This window comes from Aeromonas sp. 30P, assembly GCF_051919805.1.
GTDB classification, from domain to species: Bacteria; Pseudomonadota; Gammaproteobacteria; order Enterobacterales; family Aeromonadaceae; genus Aeromonas; species Aeromonas veronii.
Genome location: NZ_JBQBEA010000001.1, coordinates 19,009 through 35,873 on the forward strand (window position 1 = coordinate 19,009; position 16,865 = coordinate 35,873).

Sequence of the window (16,865 nt, forward strand, 5' to 3'; positions counted from 1 at the left end):
GGATATGGGCGGGGGCCTGTCAGCCCCCGTTAGTGGTTGGGGCAAGGTCAGAGCTTGATCCAGGCATCGCTCCAGGCGCTGCCGGTACCCGGTGCATAGTGGCTGGTCGAGCCGCTACACCAGCCGCTGTAGGGCCAGGGTTTGCACTCGTAGTTGCCACCGGCATTGCTGACCCGATCACCAGCCTGATAGCTGGTGTTGGGGGCATAGGCCGGGTAGTCACCTTCGCCACCGCCGCTGTTCTCTTCGGTCAGCGCAACCGGGAAGCGCTGTACCACCGGCTGCTGGCCATCTGCCAGACCGGTGATCACCACGTCGTAGCTGCCATCGGTGACATTGCTGCCCTGCAGTACCAGGGTGCTGGTGCCGTTCACCTGGCTGCTGGTGGTACCGTGGCTGTGGCCGCTCTGCTCCAGAGTTGCGGTGATCTGTACCGGGTTGGCGGTGGTCAGGTTGAAGCGGATGCTGACCTGACCGTTGACTATGGTGTACTCGCTCGCCATGGCGCTGACGGTGAAGTCGCTGCTGCCTTCGGCGGGGGGCGTTGTGCCGCCGCAGTCGCTGTCGCCCTGTACGCGCCAGACGCCCCAGTCACCCGTTGTGCCCGGCTCTTCGTTCTGGGTCCACCAGCCTGCCAGCCAGTTCTTGCCGTTGTGGCTGACGATGTCGCCGCCCACGTAGACCATCTTGGCATCCCAGCTGTTTTCACAGACGGCGCCTTGCTCCCTGACGGTCACGTTGCGCTGCTGGGTTACCTGCTGACCGGCGCTGTCGCTCACCTGATAGGTGAGGGTGTAGCGGCCGACCTTGCTGCTGTCGACGTTGCCGCTGACCTTGATTTGGGCGGTCAGGTCGCCATCTTCTTCATCATGGGCGCTGACGCCTGTCATCGGATCGAAGGGGGTACCCAGTTCCAGCGTGGTGTCGGTGACGCCGCTGAACACCGGCTTCATGCTGTAGACCTCGATGGTACGTACCTGCTCGGTGACGTTGTTGTCGCGATCGCTCACCTTGTAGGTGAGGGGGTAGAGGCCGATGCGCTGGCTCTCTACCGAGCCTTCCACCTGGATTTGGCCAGTCAGGTCGCCATCTTCCTTGTCGTTGGCACTGACACCTGCCAGCGGATCAAAGGCGGTACCCTGCTTGATGCGGGTATCGCTCAGGCCGCTGAACACCGGCTTGCCGTTGTCGACCGGGGGCGTGATCTCCTGATCGTGGATGAAGGGGCCGTAGCTCTTGATGAAGGATTCGTTGTAGGACTGACCAGCGGCGTTGCGGCCCATGTCCCAGTTGATGGACCAAGTCATCACGCCACGCAGCGGTTGCCCCTCGCTCTTCAGGCGGTTGAAGGCGTTGTAGAGCTTCTGCGGATCCTGCACATAGCCGGTGGCGGCGGCGTCGATGTTGGTCGGTATGCCGAACACCAGCTTGTCATGGGGGATCTTGTAGAAGCCGCGGGTTCCGTTGCTCAGCGAATCCGCCATGTAGTAGATGAACTCTTCTTTCAGGGCATCGTTGTTCTGGGCAATCCAGCCGATGCCATCGATGTAGATACCGTCGCCACCCTGGTTGTAGAACTGAGGGTTGATCCAGTCGTAGTACCCTTCCAGATTGCGGATATAGGGGATGTAGGCGCCAGTCTGGGTCAGATAGGGGAACTCCGGCGCCATGGTGATGAGGAAGTTTTTCCCCTGGGCGCGGTAGTGATCCTTGACCAGACGCAGGGCCGCCGGGATCACGGTCTGGTTGTCGGCGGCAGTGATGGCGGCCTGTTCCAGGTCGATATCCAGCCCGTCGAAGCCGTAGGTCTCCACCAGACGGATGATCTCGTCGGCAAAGGCCTGCTCCTGACCTTTGCGCAGCTCGATGTGTGCATCGGCACCGCCCAGCGCCAGCAGCACGGCACGGCCCTGACGGTTCAGCTCGGCGATCTGCTCGATAAACTGGCTTTCGCTCATGCCGATGGCCGGGTCGAGCTTGAAGGTGGGGATGGGATCGCTGCCATACACCTTCATGAAGGAGACATCGACCACGTTGTATTGCGGGTTGACCTGATCGAGCTTGACGCAGGGGGCGATACCGCCCTTGTAGCCCGAGCCGTCACACCAGTTGTGCCAGTAGCCGACCACTACGCCGGACTGGGGGTTGACCATCGCCTGACCGGCACTGGCGGCATATGCCATGGGGGCGCCCATGCCGAGCAGGCAGCCAAGCAGGGATAATTTGAGTTTGTTCATCGTCTCTCCGTACGGTGCAAATGGGGCGTCGGTTGTGACCGGACGTCCCCGGGGGCAGCCCCGCTGTCATAGGTGTTTTCCCTTAGACCGGTGGCTTTGCGTCGCGCCCTTTCGGGTCACTTTGCCTTTTTCACCCGATTTCTGTGCAGCACAGAGAATCAAGTGACCTGCATGGCAGGTTGCCTATGATAGATTCTTGAAAATAAATTAATCAATAGTTGGTTTTGATTCTAATTGACTGAAAAATATTGATAATTTGTTACAGCTAACACATTTTGTCCGTTTCCATGATTGAGCATGACGGTACTTGGCTGGCAGCTGTGGCGCCGGTAAATGGCGGCTTTTTGCCCCTTGAAAGTAGCGGTAAGAGCCAAAAAAGGCCCACATATTCATCCTGTTACTGGCTGTTGATGGCAAAACTGCAGCAACGGCAGAGATCCGGGTCGCAATGGCTGGAAAAGTACAGGGTTGCGGCGGATTCCCGCTTGATTATTGCGTGGCTTGGCCACATGTTAGAAAGCCATACAGAGCTGCTAAAGCGGTCTGTTCAAGACCAAACAAGAGGTAACCGGGATGAATAACCCTTTGCTGACAATGGATTCGCTGCCCCCTTTCAGCCAGATCAAGCCGGAGCAGGTTCAGCCTGCCGTGATTCAGGCGATTGCTGACTGCAAGCAGAAGATCAGCGATGTGCTGGCCCAGCGTGATCCCCATACCTGGGATAGCCTGATTGCCCCGCTGGAAGAGGTAAATGACCGCCTGTCACGGATCTGGTCACCGGTCAGCCACCTCAACTCCGTACTCAACAGCGAAGCGCTGCGCGAGGCCCATGATGCCTGCCTGCCGCTGCTCTCTGAATTCCAGACCTATGTCGGTCAGCATGAAGGGCTCTATCAGGCCTATCTGGCCCTCTCCCAGAGCGATGATTTCCCGCTGCTGAGCGGCGCCCAGCGCAAGGAGATCCAGAATACCCTGCGTGACTTCCGCCTCTCCGGTATCGGTCTGCCTGCCGAGGCGCAGCAGCGCTACGGTGAAATTCAGGCCCGCCTCTCCGAGCTGGCCTCCCGTTTCAGCAACAACGTGCTGGACGCAACCCAGGGTTGGCACAAGCTGGTGGACGATGAAGCCGAGCTGGCCGGTCTGCCCGACAGCGTGCGTGCCGCTGCCCGTCAGATGGCTGAACTTAAAGGCAAAGAGGGGTGGCTGTTCACTCTGGATATCCCTTCCTACCTGCCGGTGATGATGTACGCGGACAACCGCGAGCTGCGCGCCGAGATGTATGAGGCCTTCACCACCCGCGCCTCCGATCAGGGCCCCAATGCGGGCAAGTGGGACAACTCCGCCATCATGAGCGAGCTGCTCACCCTGCGCCGCGAACTGGCCCAGCTGCTGGGCTTTGCCAACTATGCCGAGCTCTCCCTGGCCACCAAGATGGCGGACAAGACCGAACAGGTGGTGAGCTTCCTCACCGATCTGGCGGCCAAATCCCTGCCGCAAGGCAAGGCCGAGCTGGAGGAGATCCGCGCCTTCGCCGCCGAGCAGCATGGTCAGAGCGAGCTGGCAGCCTGGGATCTCGCCTACTACGCCGAGAAGCTCAAACAGCACAAGTTCTCCATCTCCGACGAGCAGCTGCGCCCCTACTTCCCCGCCAGCAAGGTGGTGAAGGGGTTGTTCGAAGTGGTGAAGCGGGTATTCGGCATGAAGGTGCGCGAGCGCCTCGGTATCGACACCTGGCACCCGGACGTGCGCTTCTACGACATCTTCGATGCCGACGACGAGCTGCGCGGCAGCTTCTACCTCGACCTCTATGCCCGCGAGCACAAGCAGGGCGGGGCCTGGATGGATGTCTGTCTGGGTCGTCGCTACCGTCAGGATGGCTCGCTGCAAAAACCGGTGGCCTACCTGACCTGCAACTTCAACGGCCCGGTGGATGGTAAACCGGCGCTGTTCACCCACAACGAAGTGGTCACCCTGTTCCATGAGTTTGGCCACGGCATCCACCACATGCTGACCCGCATCGATGTGGCCGGTGTCGCCGGTATCAACGGCGTGGCCTGGGATGCGGTGGAGCTGCCGAGCCAGTTCCTCGAGAACTGGTGCTGGGAGTCCGAGGCGCTGGCCTTTATCTCCGGCCACTACGAGACCGGCGAGCCGCTGCCTGCCGATCTGCTGGAGAAGATGCTGACCGCCCGCAACTTCCAGGCGGCCATGCAGATGCTGCGCCAGCTGGAGTTCGCCCTGTTCGACTTCCGCCTGCATCAGGAGTTTGATCCGGCCAATCCGGCACAGCTCCCGGCGCTGCTGGATGAGGTGCGTAGTCAGGTAGCAGTGATGACACCACCGGCGTTCAACCGCTTCCAGCACAGCTTCTCCCACATCTTCGCGGGTGGCTATGCGGCGGGCTACTACAGCTACAAGTGGGCCGAGGTACTCTCTGCCGATGCCTTCTCCCGCTTCGAGGAGGAGGGGATCTTCAACCCGGCAACCGGCCAATCCTTCCTGAAGAATATTCTGGAGAAGGGTGGCTCGAAGGAGCCGATGGAGCTGTTCCGAGCCTTCCGTGGTCGTGAGCCCAAGGTGGATGCGCTGTTGCGACACAGCGGTATTGCCGCCTGAGATTCCTGACCCGCAGCCTGTGTGAGCTTCAAGCAGGTACACTGTTTTGCGGCATAGTGGGATCGAGTCGTGATTTCTGCGACAAAAAGGGACCTTTTGGTCCCTTTTTTCAAGGCTTTTTAATATCTTGCTGATTGCATATTTGCACTGCCCACGGCTCTTCAGTAGAGTCGTGTTCTAACCTTCAAGGAGAGAAAGCCACTTGCCATGAGGCGAGCACTCGATTCCGTCTATCAAATCATCTCCAGTCTGGCTCATTCGAGCGGCCAGGGATATTTCGATACCTTTGTGAGTGAAATCGCCGCTGCTGTGATGGCTGATGTCGTCCTGATCGCCAGCAGGGAATCAAATGCTTCCCATCTTACGGTTCAGGCTGCCCATCCCTCCTCTCTTGACCCCGATACCCTGACGCTGCCAATCACTGACTCTCCCGATGCCATTACCTGGCAGGAGGGGGAAGCCTGGTTCAGCGATCGTCTGTTGCAGCTGTTCCCCGCGATGCCACTTGCCGATGCGTGGCAAGCCCAGGCCTACGCCGGGATCGCCCTCAAGGATGCGGATGGCGAGATCATAGGTATCTGCTGCCTGCTCTATCGTCAGCCGCAGGCCAATATGACCAAGGTGATGGGGCTGCTCCGGTTGCTGGGGCCGCTGGCCGGTCGCGAACTGGCGCTGATGCTGCAACGCCAGCTGCCGCAACTCTTGCCTGATACCCCCCATGTGCTGCAGAGCATGCTGTTTCAGGCCCCGGTGGGGATCGGTAAGCTCGATCTCACCGGCCGCATTCTCTGGGCCAATCCGGCTATCGAGAAGATGTTGGGCTATCCCCTCGACGAGCTGCTTCATCGCTCCATCTCCGACATCAATCACCCGGAGGATTGGCAGCGCAGCCTTGAGTGCTACGAAGAGATCCGGCGCGGCGAGCGCAGCAGTTTCACCCAGGAGAAGCGCTACTTCTGCAAGGGGGGCGAGATCCTGTGGGGGCGGGTGACTGTCACCCTGATCCGCGACGAGCAGCAGCAGCCGGACTACCTGATGGTGCTGCTGGAGAATATCGATCCCCTCAAGCGCCATGCGGAGCAGCTCAAGCTCTCCCACCGGGTCTACGACAACCTCTCCGAAGCGATTCTGGTGTGCGATGCCGACAGCCGCATCATCTCGGTCAACCCGGCCTTCGAGCAGATCACCGGCTACAGCAGCGACGAGGTGCGGGGCCAGCGTCCCAGCATGCTCAAGTCCGGGCTGCACGATCAGACCTTCTATGCCGACATGTACCACGCGCTGGAGCGGGTGGGGGTGTGGCGTGGCGAGGTGTGGAACAAGCGCAAGAACGGCAAGCTCTATCCGCAGCAGCTGATGATCAGCACCCTGCGTGAAGCTGGCAAAATCCAGCAATATATCGCCATTTTCAGCGATCTTTCCCAGACCAAGGTGGCAGAGCAGAAGATCGCGACCCAGGCCAACTACGACAACCTCACCAGCCTGCCCAACCGCTGGCTGTTTGGCCGCTGCCTCACCCGCTTCTGCGAGCGGGGCGAGCGCTTCGCGCTCATGGTGCTCGACCTCAACAACTTCAAGGCGGTCAACAACAGCATGGATCACCATGCTGGCGATGCCCTGCTGCGGGAGGTGTCGGATCGACTGGTGAGCCGGGTGCGCACCGAAGATCTGGTAGCCCGCATCGGTGGCGACGAGTTCGCGTTCCTGGTGCCCGGCATCGTCACCCGCCGTCAGGCCGAGGTGTTTGCCAAGCAGGTGATCGGCAGTTTCGCCCGCCCCTTTATGCTGGCCAACCAGCATCTCTATGTGACCGCGACCATCGGCATGACTCTCTGTCCGGTTGATGGCAGCGAGAGCGACGAGCTGCTGCGCAACGCCGAACAGGCGCTGTTTGCGGCCAAGCGGCAGGGACGGTTGCTCGGTGCCTACTGCTCATCCATGCGGGAAGAGGTGCGCCAGCGCCACCAGATGCAGCAGGATCTGGCCGAAGCGATCAAGCTGGAGCAGCTGACCATGGCCTACCAGCCCATCTGGGACAATCGCAGCGGACGGGTCGCCAAGCTGGAGGCGCTGGTGCGCTGGTATCACCCCCAATGGGGACAGGTCTCCCCTGCCGAGTTTATTCCGCTGGCGGAAGAAGCGGGGTTGATTCAGGGGCTGGGTGCGCTGGTATTGTGGCAGTCTTGCCGGGATCTGGCGCGGTTGCAGCAATCCGGCTTCCCTGATCTGCAGATGTCGATCAACCGTTCCACCATGGAGTTCCAGACCATCGACCCAGAGGCGAGCGAGTGGCTCAAGGTGATCCAGCACTTCGGGCTCGATCCTGCTGACATCGTCATCGAAATCACCGAATCTCTGCTGATGGAGAGCAGCGATCAGCACAGGGTGCGGATCGATGCCCTGCGCGAGGCGGGCTGCAAGCTGGCCATCGACGATTTCGGTACCGGCTACTCGGCCCTCAACTATCTGCGCACCTTCCCGGTAGATCTGGTCAAGATCGACCGCTCCTTCGTGCGCCATATCCCCTTCAACGAGCAGGATCGGATGCTGCTCGATGGCATCATCAACATAGTGCACAACCTCGGCATGCAGGTGGTGATCGAGGGGGTAGAGACCCGCGAGCAGCTCAACTTCCTCTGCCAGAAAGGGTGCGCCTTCACCCAGGGTTATCTGCTCAGCCGCCCGCTGGCCTATGACGATCTCACCGAATATCTGCAGCTCAATGACAAAGGGATGTTTCTGCAGATCAGCTAGTGGCGCTTACTCCTGCGATGTCATCTGTTCCTGTTTGGTTTTCAATGTCCGGTAATCCTCGCCGAGATAGCGCAGATAGATGCGATCCAGTACTCCCTCATCCTGCAACTGTTGCAGCGCCTTGTTGTAGGTAGGCAGCAGGTCAGCCTTCTGTTTGCCAAAACAGAGGTAGAGTGGCGTCGAATCGATAAAGGGGGTGAGGGCGCGGATCCTGACGTCCTGCTCTCTCGACAGAATGGGGGCAGAGAAGTAGTCCAGGATGATTATATCGACCCGGCTCTTTTCCAGCATCAGGAGCAGCTGTTTGTCGGAGTGAACCTTGATGGGCTCCCAGCCAGTGAAGTTCCTGATCTTGGCCGTGTAGTCATACCCCCTGACCATCCCTACTTTCAGCCCCTTGGCCATCTCCCACGAGAAGTTCTGTAACGGACTGTCGGTACGCACATAGGCGGCCAGAGGATAGAAGGCGGTGGCAAGGTCAGAGTGATAGCAACCGGGGAGAGGGGCATTGTCGAGAATGCCATCCGCCAGCTGGGTGCTGACATATTGCTCGCAGCGCCCCCAAGGCAGTTCAAGCAGGGTGAGGTTCATGCCAAGGCGGCGCGCCACCTCTTGATGGATCTCCACCGAAATGCCCTCTTTCAGGTTGCCCTGTTCGGCATAGGAAAAGGGAGGCCAGTCTACGCCGCAGACCTTCAGGTTTGTGCCGCTCTGGGCTGCGAGGAGCAGGGCAATGAACAGGTTCATGGGATTTCCTCCCTACAGCGACTTGAAGGGGCTGTGGTACACTCGGTTCACTGAACTTAGAACGCATCCAAAGACCATGCAAATCCTCCTCGAAGACCCCGCCAAGGCCGCGCAGGCAGACGCGCTGGCCAGCCAGCTTGCCCAGCTCGACCTTCCCCAGTTTGCCCTGGTGTTTACCCCGGAACGGTTGGAACTGCGCAAGCTGGACGAGCCCAAGCTGGGTGCTGTCTATGTGGACTTCGTGGAAGGGGCGGTGGCGCATCGCCGCAAGTTTGGCGGCGGTCGCGGTCAGTCCATCGCCAAGGCGGTGGGGCTCAAGGCCGGAGCCACTCCGACCGTGGTGGATGCTACCGCCGGGCTGGGGCGCGATGCCTTCGTGCTCGCCTCCCTCGGTTGCAAGGTGACCCTGATCGAACGCAGTCCCGTGGTGGCTGCTCTATTGCAGGACGGGTTGGCGCGGGCGGCACAGGATCCCGAGATTGGCCCCTGGGTCAGCGAGCGGATGCACCTGCTGCAAGGCCCGGCGGTGGACAACCTGCTGGCGCTGCCGGAGCGGCCCGAGGTGATCTACCTCGACCCCATGTTCCCGCACAAGCAGAAGTCGGCGCTGGTAAAAAAAGAGATGCGGGTGTTCCAGTCGCTGGTGGGGCCGGATCTCGATGCGGATGCCTTGTTGCCTGCCGCGCTCAAGATGGCTGATAAGCGGGTGGTGGTGAAGCGGCCGGATTACGCCGGCTGGCTCAACGAGCATAAACCCAGCATGGCCATCGAAACCAAGAGCAACCGCTTCGATGTCTATGTGATGGCGGCGCTGGCGGCGAGTTAACGGTCGGTGCGAGTTGCGGATGCAAAAAAGGAGGGCCAACGTCATGTTGGCCCTCCTTTTTCATACTGGATTCAGTTGGTTGGCGCGAAGTTGATCAGCTTCTCTTCCCCTTGCCAGTTCAGGCGCAGGGTCGCCAGTTCCGCCAGACTGAGCCGCTCGCCACTGTGCAGCAGCAGATACTCGACCCCTTCGCTGGCTTCGATAGTGCGGATCTTGTCATCCCGCTGGCGACCATCGTGGCTGGTGAGGGTTACCGGCAGTTGCCAGCTGGCAGCAATTTCGAGCCAGTCGTAGAGATCGCAGCTGATGGGTTGATAATCCGGCATGATCGGCTCCAAAACAGGCAGGTTGCTGAGTCAGGCTTCCTGTACGCGGGTCGGCCAGCCCATCTTCTGCTGGCGTTCCACCTCGAGCCGCAGCTCGCTGGCGCGCAGGTAGTGTTCATCCATCCAGCCCTTGGGCAGTGTCAGTGTCAGTGACTCCTCTTCTGCCTGCAGGATGAAGCTGGGCACAGTGCCCTGGGTGCGGCGCATACAGAGGATCAGTGCGATGCGCAGGATACGGGCCAGCCGGATCGCCTGACGACCGGTGACTGCACCCTGCTTTTCCAGCGGTTCCAGCTTGAATTCGTCCCGCTGGTTGAACAGCAGGGCCGACAACAGCTTCTTTTGCGCAGGGGTAAAGCCCGGCATGTCGATGTTGTCGATGATGTAGGCGGCGTGTTGCGGCGCCTTCTTGTACTCGATACAGAGGCCGATCTCGTGCAGCAGGGCGGCATAACGCAAGATCGGACGACCGTAGCGTTTGGAGAGTCGCCAGGCTGGTTGCAGCTGGTTGAACGCCTCGACGGCGGTATCGCGCACCCGTTCGGCGTGCTCTTTATCCAGCTGATAGCGGCTGATCAGGCTGTCGGCGGTGCGATCCCGGGCATCACAGTCGTGATTGTTGCCAAGCAGACCGTAGATCAGTCCTTCACGCAGGGCGCCACCCGCGAGGGTCATGCTCTCGATATCGAGGGTTTCGAAGATGGCGATCAGGATGGCGAGGCCGGAGGGGAACACGGTCAGCCGCTCGGCCGCCAGCCCTTCCAGTTGCAGCCGGTCGAGCTTGCCGCAGGCGATGGCCTGACCCATCAGCTCCTGCAGTTTCGGCAGGGTGACCCGTTCGCTCTTCCCTTGCGCCAGCATGATCTCTTGCAGCGCCTGCACCGTGCCGGAGGCGCCGACGCAGGTGCGCCAGCCGAGGGCGCGGTAATCTTCCGCCACCTTCTCCAGCACCGCCTTGGCGGCAGCAATCGCCTGCTCGAAACGGGCTTCAGAGAGCTCGCCATCACCAAAGTGATTGTTGAGCCAAGTGACGCAGCCCATGTGCAGGCTGTTGAGCAGTTTTGCTTCGCTATGTTCGCCGATCACCAGTTCGGTACTGGCACCGCCGATGTCTATCACCAGCCGGTTGCCTTCCCCGGCAGAGGTCCAGGAGACCCCCTCATAGATGGTCTTGGCCTCTTCCTCGCCCGAGATGATCTCGATGCTGTGGTTGAGAACCCGTTCCGCTTCGCTGAGGAACTCGTCGACGTTGGTGGCAAGCCGCAAGGTGGCGGTGCCCACCACCCGGATGTTGTCGGCCGGAATGTCCTGCAACTGTTCGGAGAAGAGACGCAAACAGTCCCAGCCCCGCTCCATGGCGGCACGGCTGAGACGAAATTCCGGATCGAGCCCGGCTGCGAGGCGAACCTTGCGCTTGACCTTGGCGACAGTGCGCAGGGCACCGGCGACCTCGCGCACCACCAGCATATGAAAGCTGTTGGAGCCGAGGTCGATGGCGGCATAGAGAGGCGAGTTGTGCAACGGGCCTGTCCTTAGCTCTTGCGCGGCGGACGACGACGGTTGTTGCTGTTGCCACCGCCCTGACGATCCCGCATGTTGCGGTTCACCGGCTGACGGTTGCGGAACACCCGTTTCGGCGGGGTCACGTCATCCAGCAGCGCTTCGCGATCATATTTGCTGACCGGAATGGCGTGGTGGATGTACTCCTCGATGGCCGGCAGGTTGAAGGCATAGTCTTCACAGGCCAGGCTGATGGAGTGACCGCTCTTGCCGGCACGACCGGTACGACCGATACGGTGTACATAGTCTTCGGCGTCGTCGGGCAGGTCATAGTTGAAGACGTGGGTCACGTCAGGGATGTGCAGACCACGGGCGGCCACGTCGGTGGCGACCAGAATATCGAGCGCACCCTTGGTGAAATCCTCGAGGATCTTCATCCGCTTCTTCTGTGGCACATCACCGGTCAGCAGACCGACGCGATGGCCGTCGTTTTCCAGCCAGGCGTGAACGTCTTCACAGACATGCTTGGTGTTGGCGAAGACGATCGCTTTTTCCGGCCACTCCTCTTCCATCAGGGAGAGCAGCAGCAACATCTTGTCTTCATTGGAGGGGTAGAACAGCTCCTCCTTGATCCGCACGCCGGTCATCTGCTCCGGCTCTACCTGCACATGTTCCGGATGGTTCATGTGTTCGTAGGCCAGCTCTTGCACGCGCAGGGAGAGGGTGGCTGAGAACAGCATGCTCAGACGCTCGGTCGCGGGCGGCATGCGGCGGAACAGGAAGCGGATGTCCTTGATGAAGCCCAGATCGAACATGCGATCCGCTTCGTCCAGTACCACGACCTGAATGTTGCTCAGATCGATCACCTTGGACTTGAAGTAGTCGATGATGCGGCCGGTGGTGCCGATCAGGATGTCGACGCCCTGCTCCAGCACTGCCAGCTGTTTGTCGTAACCTTCGCCACCGTAGGCGAGGCCGAGTTTCAGGCCGGTAGAAGCAGCGATGCTGTCGGCATCGTTATAGATCTGTACTGCCAGTTCCCGGGTGGGTGCCATGATGATGGCTCTGGGTTGGTTAACCAGACGGGGCTTGGTCAGCGGGTGAGTCAGCAAATAGTTGAATGTCGCGGCCAGGAAGGCAATGGTCTTGCCGGTTCCTGTCTGGGCCTGACCGGCGAGGTCGTGACCTTCTACCAGCAGTGGCAGAGACAGTGCCTGGATGGGCGTGCAATAGTGAAATCCCTTTGATTCCAGACCAGCCAGAACTTCGGGTTCGAGGCCCATTTGGGCGAATTTGTCGGTCGTTAAGTGTGTTTTGCTCATGGCGGTAGGTTATCAGGTTAGGCTTGCAATAATAAACAGGATCATTTCAAATAGGGCAACTATTGCCTTTGTTGATATGTCAATAAAGCCTTAATTACTGACTGGAGTTGGAGATGAGTGACAAGATTGTTCAGCTGAGCGATGCCAGCTTCGAGGCAGATGTAATCAAAGCCGATGGCGCCGTTCTGGTCGACTTCTGGGCCGAGTGGTGTGGTCCGTGCAAGATGATTGCCCCGATCCTGGAAGAAGTTGCCCAAGAGTACGAAGGTCGCGTGACCGTAGCCAAACTGAACATCGACCATAACTCTGATACTCCGCCCAAGTACGGCATTCGTGGTATCCCGACCCTCTTGCTGTTCAAGAATGGCGAAGTGGCAGCGACCAAGGTCGGTGCACTGTCCAAGACTCAGCTGAAAGAGTTCCTGGACGGCAACCTGTAATAATTAAAGAGGAGCGCATTGCAATAATGCGCTCCTTGTGTTTTATCACCTAGACGCTCATCCCGATTGGTGCTAGTTTATCGCTCGTTTGCTAACCTTTTTGCCTGACTCTTTGCTAACCACAGCCTGGCAATCAAATCCGATCAGCATCAATCCAGCAGACTGTCTCCTCATTTCAATCCTTGCTTACAGACTTTCACCACTATGAATCTGACTGAATTAAAGAACACTCCTGTGTCCGAGCTGGTCAAGCTTGGCGAATCCATGGGGTTGGAAAATCTGGCTCGGGCGCACAAGAAAGATATTATTTTTGCAATCCTCAAGGCGCACGCCAAGGGTGGTGAAGATATCTTTGGCGACGGTGTGCTGGAAATCCTGACCGATGGTTTCGGCTTCCTGCGCAGTGCAGACGGCTCCTATCTGGCAGGCCCTGACGATATCTACGTCTCCCCGAGCCAGATCCGCCGCTTCAACCTGCGTACTGGCGATACCATCTCCGGCAAGATCCGGCCACCGAAAGAGGGCGAACGCTACTTCGCACTGCTCAAGGTCAATGAGGTCAACTACGACCGTCCGGAAAACTCCCGCAACAAGATCCTGTTTGAAAACCTTACCCCCCTGCATGCCAACGAACGTCTGCGTATGGAACGGGGTAATGGCTCTACTGAAGATATCACCGCCCGTGTACTGGATCTGGCTTCCCCCATCGGTAAAGGCCAGCGTGGCCTGATCGTGGCGCCGCCCAAGGCCGGTAAGACCATGCTGCTGCAGAACATCGCCCAGAGCATCGCCTACAACCACCCGGACTGTGAACTGATCGTTCTGCTGATCGACGAGCGTCCGGAAGAGGTGACCGAGATGCAGCGGATGGTGAAAGGTGAAGTGATCGCTTCCACCTTTGACGAACCTGCTTCCCGTCACGTTCAGGTTGCCGAAATGGTGATCGAGAAGGCCAAGCGTCTGGTCGAGCACAAGAAAGACGTGGTGATCCTGCTGGACTCCATCACCCGTCTGGCCCGTGCCTACAACACCGTCATCCCGTCATCCGGCAAGGTACTGACCGGTGGTGTGGACGCCAACGCCCTGCACCGTCCCAAGCGCTTCTTCGGCGCCGCGCGTAATGTTGAAGAGGGCGGCAGCCTGACCATCATCGCCACCGCGCTGATCGATACCGGCTCCAAGATGGACGAGGTTATCTACGAAGAGTTCAAGGGGACCGGCAACATGGAACTGCACCTCTCGCGCAAGATTGCCGAGAAACGTGTCTATCCGGCCATCGACATCACCCGCTCAGGTACTCGTAAAGAAGAGCTGCTCACCTCAGGTGACGAGCTGCAGAAGATGTGGATCCTGCGCAAGATTGTCCACCCGATGGGTGAGATCGACGGTATCGAATTCCTCATCGACAAGCTGGCGATGACCAAGACCAACGACGAGTTCTTCGACGCCATGCGGCGCCAGCAGAAGTAAGTCCGGTCAGAAAATGACGAAACCGCGGCCCTGGTCGCGGTTTTTGTTTATCTGTTTTCCGGTCGCCCTAGTAGTATGAGATCCCGATGTCACATGGATGGAGACGTCATGAAGCCTGTTTTCTGGTTATTGCTGGGGTTGCTGAGTGCAATGCCCGCCTGCGCGCAGAGTGCTCCGGTCGCGGTGACAGCCGAGACGTTGCAGACGCACCAACGCTATCTGGCGGGCCGTCTGCAGGAGGGGCAATTTGCAGCCATCGACTCTCTGCTGGCGACCCTGAGCCGCGAGCGGCGGGAGTTCCTGCTGTTGCAGCTGCTGCGGGATATTCCCGCTACCACCCCTGCATCCCCTGCGTTGCAACAGTGGGTCGCGGCTCAGGCCGATAAGGCCCCCGAGTGGCTCATGGAGCAGCAGGTCGACGGTTTTCTGGTGCAGCAACCTGTTTATGATTTTGCCGCTCGCGCCCGTCAGTTGCTGGGGGAGTGGCAACTGCAATCACTGGTGCAGCACTATCGGCAGCAGCTTGCCCAGGGCAGCTTCCAGCTAAAGTCCATCTACTACAACAGTAACCCCGATCTCGCCATGCAGCAGCAAGCCCTGTTGCTGGCCCTCGACACCTTGCCGCAACCGATCTGGATGCGGGAGGCGCAAGCACTGGCCAGCCAGAATATCTATCTGCCCGACAATCACCTGTTGTTCCATCTGTTGCAGCGCACCGGGGAACCGGCGCTCTATGGCATGTTGTGGCGGCGGCCGGCAGATCAGGATGCGCTGCGCGCACTCTCTACCATCAACCGCTTCCATCACGGCAGTGCTGCCAGCGATCTGCTGATTGCCGCCAGTGGCAATGAAGGGTTGAAGGGGGCCGCCCTGCGTCAGCTGAGCGCGCTCTCGCCCTTGCCGCCGCAAGCCCAGAAATACTTGCTGGCGGAACTCTCCAACCGCCAATACGGGGCGCTGGTGGCTGGTCTGTTGATGGAGGTGGACGAGCCCAAACTGCTCTCTGCGCTGGCCAGACGTCTCGGCCAGCGTGACATGCCACCCATTGCACCGAGTCTGCTGCCCGATTCGGGTACACCCGATGGGCAGCCGGGGTTATAATGCGTGACCTCCTGAACCCGGTTGGGAACTTGCATGAAATACAAGGATTTGCGTGATTTCATCGCGCAGCTGGAACAAAACGGACAACTCAAGCGGATCACCCGCGAGATAGATCCCTATCTGGAGATGACCGAGATCAGCGATCGCACCCTGCGTGCGGGTGGCCCGGCTCTGCTGTTCGAAAATCCCAAAGGCTACACCATGCCGGTGCTGACCAACCTGTTCGGCACCCCGGATCGGGTTGCCATGGGCATGGGGCAGCCCGATGTGGGCGCCCTGCGTCAGGTCGGGGTCTGGCTCTCCTATCTCAAGGAGCCCGAGCCGCCCAAGGGATTCAAGGAGCTGATGGAGAAGCTGCCGATCTTCAAGCAGGTGCTCAACATGCCGACCAAGCGCCTCTCTTCCGCCCCCTGCCAGCAGGTGGTGCAGGAGGGAGATGCGGTCGATCTCGACCAGATCCCGATCCAGCACTGCTGGCCCGGCGATGTGGCGCCGCTGGTCACCTGGGGCCTCACCATCACCCGTGGCCCCTACAAGAAACGCCAGAACCTCGGCATCTATCGCCAGCAGAAGATCGGCAAGAACAAGCTGATCATGCGCTGGCTCGATCATCGTGGCGGTGCCATCGATTTTCGCGAGTGGCAGGAGGCCCATCCCGGTGAGCGCTTCCCGGTGGTGGTGGCGCTCGGTGCCGATCCCGCGACCATTCTCGGCGCGGTGACGCCGGTGCCGGATACTCTCTCCGAATATGCCTTTGCCGGTCTGCTGCGCGGCAGCCGTACCGAGGTGATCAAGGCCATCAGCTGCGATCTGGAGGTGCCCGCCAGCGCCGAGATCGTGCTGGAAGGCTATCTTGAGCCGGGTGAGATGGCGCCGGAAGGCCCTTATGGCGACCACACCGGCTACTACAACGAGGTGGACGAGTTCCCGGTCTTCACCATCACCCACATCACCAAGCGGCGCGATGCCATCTATCACAGTACCTACACCGGCCGTCCGCCCGATGAACCGGCGGTGTTGGGTCTGGCGCTGAACGAGGTGTTCGTGCCACTGCTGCAGAAGCAGTTTCCCGAAATTGTGGACTTCTATCTGCCGCCGGAGGGGTGCTCCTACCGGATGGCGGTGGTGACCATCAAGAAGCGTTACCCGGGCCACGCCAAGCGGGTGATGCTGGGGGTCTGGTCCTTCCTGCGCCAATTCATGTACACCAAGTTCGTGGTGGTGTGTGACGATGACGTCAACGCCCGCGACTGGAAGGATGTGATCTGGGCCATCACCACCCGGATGGACCCGGCACGGGACACCACCTTGATCGAGCACACCCCGATCGACTATCTGGACTTCGCCTCGCCGGTCTCTGGCCTAGGCTCCAAGATGGGGCTGGATGCCACCAACAAGTGGCCGGGCGAGACCAATCGGGAGTGGGGTCAGCCCATAGTTCAGGATGAGGCGGTGAAGCAGAAGGTCGATGCCATCTGGGATGAGCTCAATATCCTCGGATGAGGCAAACATGACAGCTTTGCTGC

General features: G+C 59.8%; 12 protein-coding genes and 1 riboswitch. Of the genes, 7 read left to right on the plus strand and 5 right to left on the minus strand.

The window, feature by feature from the left end:
• Positions 1-47 precede the first annotated feature (47 nt).
• Positions 48-2,237: an immunoglobulin-like domain-containing protein gene (locus tag ACTG2B_RS00090; RefSeq protein WP_439994993.1), complete on the minus strand. Its 2,190-nt coding sequence runs from the start codon at positions 2,235-2,237 to the stop codon at positions 48-50.
• Between the two features lie 50 nt (positions 2,238-2,287).
• A riboswitch (cyclic di-GMP riboswitch) is annotated at positions 2,288-2,373 on the minus strand.
• 437 nt (positions 2,374-2,810) lie between these two features.
• Between ACTG2B_RS00090 and prlC the strand changes: the two genes are divergently transcribed.
• Positions 2,811-4,853: an oligopeptidase A gene (gene prlC / locus ACTG2B_RS00095; RefSeq protein WP_439994994.1), complete on the plus strand. Its 2,043-nt coding sequence runs from the start codon at positions 2,811-2,813 to the stop codon at positions 4,851-4,853.
• A gap of 207 nt (positions 4,854-5,060) precedes the next feature.
• A complete protein-coding gene (locus ACTG2B_RS00100; protein ID WP_439994995.1) occupies positions 5,061-7,607 on the plus strand; it encodes a putative bifunctional diguanylate cyclase/phosphodiesterase in 2,547 nt (848 codons plus the stop codon).
• Between the two features lie 6 nt (positions 7,608-7,613).
• Here ACTG2B_RS00100 and ACTG2B_RS00105 read toward each other — a convergent pair whose 3' ends face one another.
• The gene (locus tag ACTG2B_RS00105; protein ID WP_201939373.1) at positions 7,614-8,354 is read right to left on the minus strand and encodes a substrate-binding periplasmic protein; all 741 of its coding nucleotides are present in this window, start codon (positions 8,352-8,354) and stop codon (positions 7,614-7,616) included.
• A 76-nt stretch (positions 8,355-8,430) separates the two neighbouring features.
• Between ACTG2B_RS00105 and ACTG2B_RS00110 the strand changes: the two genes are divergently transcribed.
• The gene (locus ACTG2B_RS00110; RefSeq protein WP_201975869.1) at positions 8,431-9,180 is read left to right on the plus strand and encodes a class I SAM-dependent methyltransferase; all 750 of its coding nucleotides are present in this window, start codon (positions 8,431-8,433) and stop codon (positions 9,178-9,180) included.
• Positions 9,181-9,251: 71 nt separating this feature from the next.
• Here ACTG2B_RS00110 and ACTG2B_RS00115 read toward each other — a convergent pair whose 3' ends face one another.
• The 3 genes from ACTG2B_RS00115 to rhlB are packed head-to-tail and all read right to left on the minus strand — an operon-like array spanning position 9,252 to position 12,328.
• Entirely contained in the window at positions 9,252-9,506 is a 255-nt protein-coding gene (locus tag ACTG2B_RS00115) for a Rho-binding antiterminator (RefSeq protein ID WP_236317749.1), read from the minus strand.
• 30 nt (positions 9,507-9,536) lie between these two features.
• A complete protein-coding gene (gppA, locus tag ACTG2B_RS00120) occupies positions 9,537-11,027 on the minus strand; it encodes a guanosine-5'-triphosphate,3'-diphosphate diphosphatase (RefSeq protein WP_236317747.1) in 1,491 nt (496 codons plus the stop codon).
• Between the two features lie 11 nt (positions 11,028-11,038).
• The gene (gene rhlB, locus ACTG2B_RS00125; RefSeq protein ID WP_005339414.1) at positions 11,039-12,328 is read right to left on the minus strand and encodes an ATP-dependent RNA helicase RhlB; all 1,290 of its coding nucleotides are present in this window, start codon (positions 12,326-12,328) and stop codon (positions 11,039-11,041) included.
• Positions 12,329-12,441: 113 nt separating this feature from the next.
• On the opposite strand from rhlB, the gene trxA reads away from it, so the two are divergent.
• The 4 genes from trxA (at position 12,442) to ubiD (ending at position 16,842) form a co-directional block, all read left to right on the plus strand.
• The gene (gene trxA / locus ACTG2B_RS00130; RefSeq protein ID WP_005339416.1) at positions 12,442-12,768 is read left to right on the plus strand and encodes a thioredoxin TrxA; all 327 of its coding nucleotides are present in this window, start codon (positions 12,442-12,444) and stop codon (positions 12,766-12,768) included.
• A gap of 204 nt (positions 12,769-12,972) precedes the next feature.
• Positions 12,973-14,238 carry a transcription termination factor Rho gene (gene rho / locus ACTG2B_RS00135; protein ID WP_005339417.1) on the plus strand — a complete coding sequence of 422 codons (1,266 nt, stop codon included), beginning with the start codon at positions 12,973-12,975 and terminating at the stop codon, positions 14,236-14,238.
• Positions 14,239-14,346: 108 nt separating this feature from the next.
• Positions 14,347-15,339 (plus strand): hypothetical protein, encoded by a 993-nt coding sequence (locus ACTG2B_RS00140; RefSeq protein ID WP_439994996.1) that lies wholly within the window; start codon positions 14,347-14,349, stop codon positions 15,337-15,339.
• Positions 15,340-15,372: 33 nt separating this feature from the next.
• Positions 15,373-16,842: a 4-hydroxy-3-polyprenylbenzoate decarboxylase gene (ubiD, locus tag ACTG2B_RS00145; RefSeq protein WP_158114355.1), complete on the plus strand. Its 1,470-nt coding sequence runs from the start codon at positions 15,373-15,375 to the stop codon at positions 16,840-16,842.
• The last annotated feature ends 23 nt before the right edge of the window (positions 16,843-16,865 follow it).

What these genes read in the sequence shown, in the direction of transcription:
- ACTG2B_RS00090 (WP_439994993.1), bottom strand. Translation starts at nt 2,237, where the DNA reads ATGAACAAACTCAAATTATCCCTGCTTGGCTGCCTGCTCGGCATGGGC.
- prlC (WP_439994994.1), top strand. Translation starts at nt 2,811, where the DNA reads ATGAATAACCCTTTGCTGACAATGGATTCGCTGCCCCCTTTCAGCCAG.
- ACTG2B_RS00100 (WP_439994995.1), top strand. Translation starts at nt 5,061, where the DNA reads ATGAGGCGAGCACTCGATTCCGTCTATCAAATCATCTCCAGTCTGGCT.
- ACTG2B_RS00105 (WP_201939373.1), bottom strand. Translation starts at nt 8,354, where the DNA reads ATGAACCTGTTCATTGCCCTGCTCCTCGCAGCCCAGAGCGGCACAAAC.
- ACTG2B_RS00110 (WP_201975869.1), top strand. Translation starts at nt 8,431, where the DNA reads ATGCAAATCCTCCTCGAAGACCCCGCCAAGGCCGCGCAGGCAGACGCG.
- ACTG2B_RS00115 (WP_236317749.1), bottom strand. Translation starts at nt 9,506, where the DNA reads ATGCCGGATTATCAACCCATCAGCTGCGATCTCTACGACTGGCTCGAA.
- rhlB (WP_005339414.1), bottom strand. Translation starts at nt 12,328, where the DNA reads ATGAGCAAAACACACTTAACGACCGACAAATTCGCCCAAATGGGCCTC.
- trxA (WP_005339416.1), top strand. Translation starts at nt 12,442, where the DNA reads ATGAGTGACAAGATTGTTCAGCTGAGCGATGCCAGCTTCGAGGCAGAT.
- rho (WP_005339417.1), top strand. Translation starts at nt 12,973, where the DNA reads ATGAATCTGACTGAATTAAAGAACACTCCTGTGTCCGAGCTGGTCAAG.
- ACTG2B_RS00140 (WP_439994996.1), top strand. Translation starts at nt 14,347, where the DNA reads ATGAAGCCTGTTTTCTGGTTATTGCTGGGGTTGCTGAGTGCAATGCCC.
- ubiD (WP_158114355.1), top strand. Translation starts at nt 15,373, where the DNA reads ATGAAATACAAGGATTTGCGTGATTTCATCGCGCAGCTGGAACAAAAC.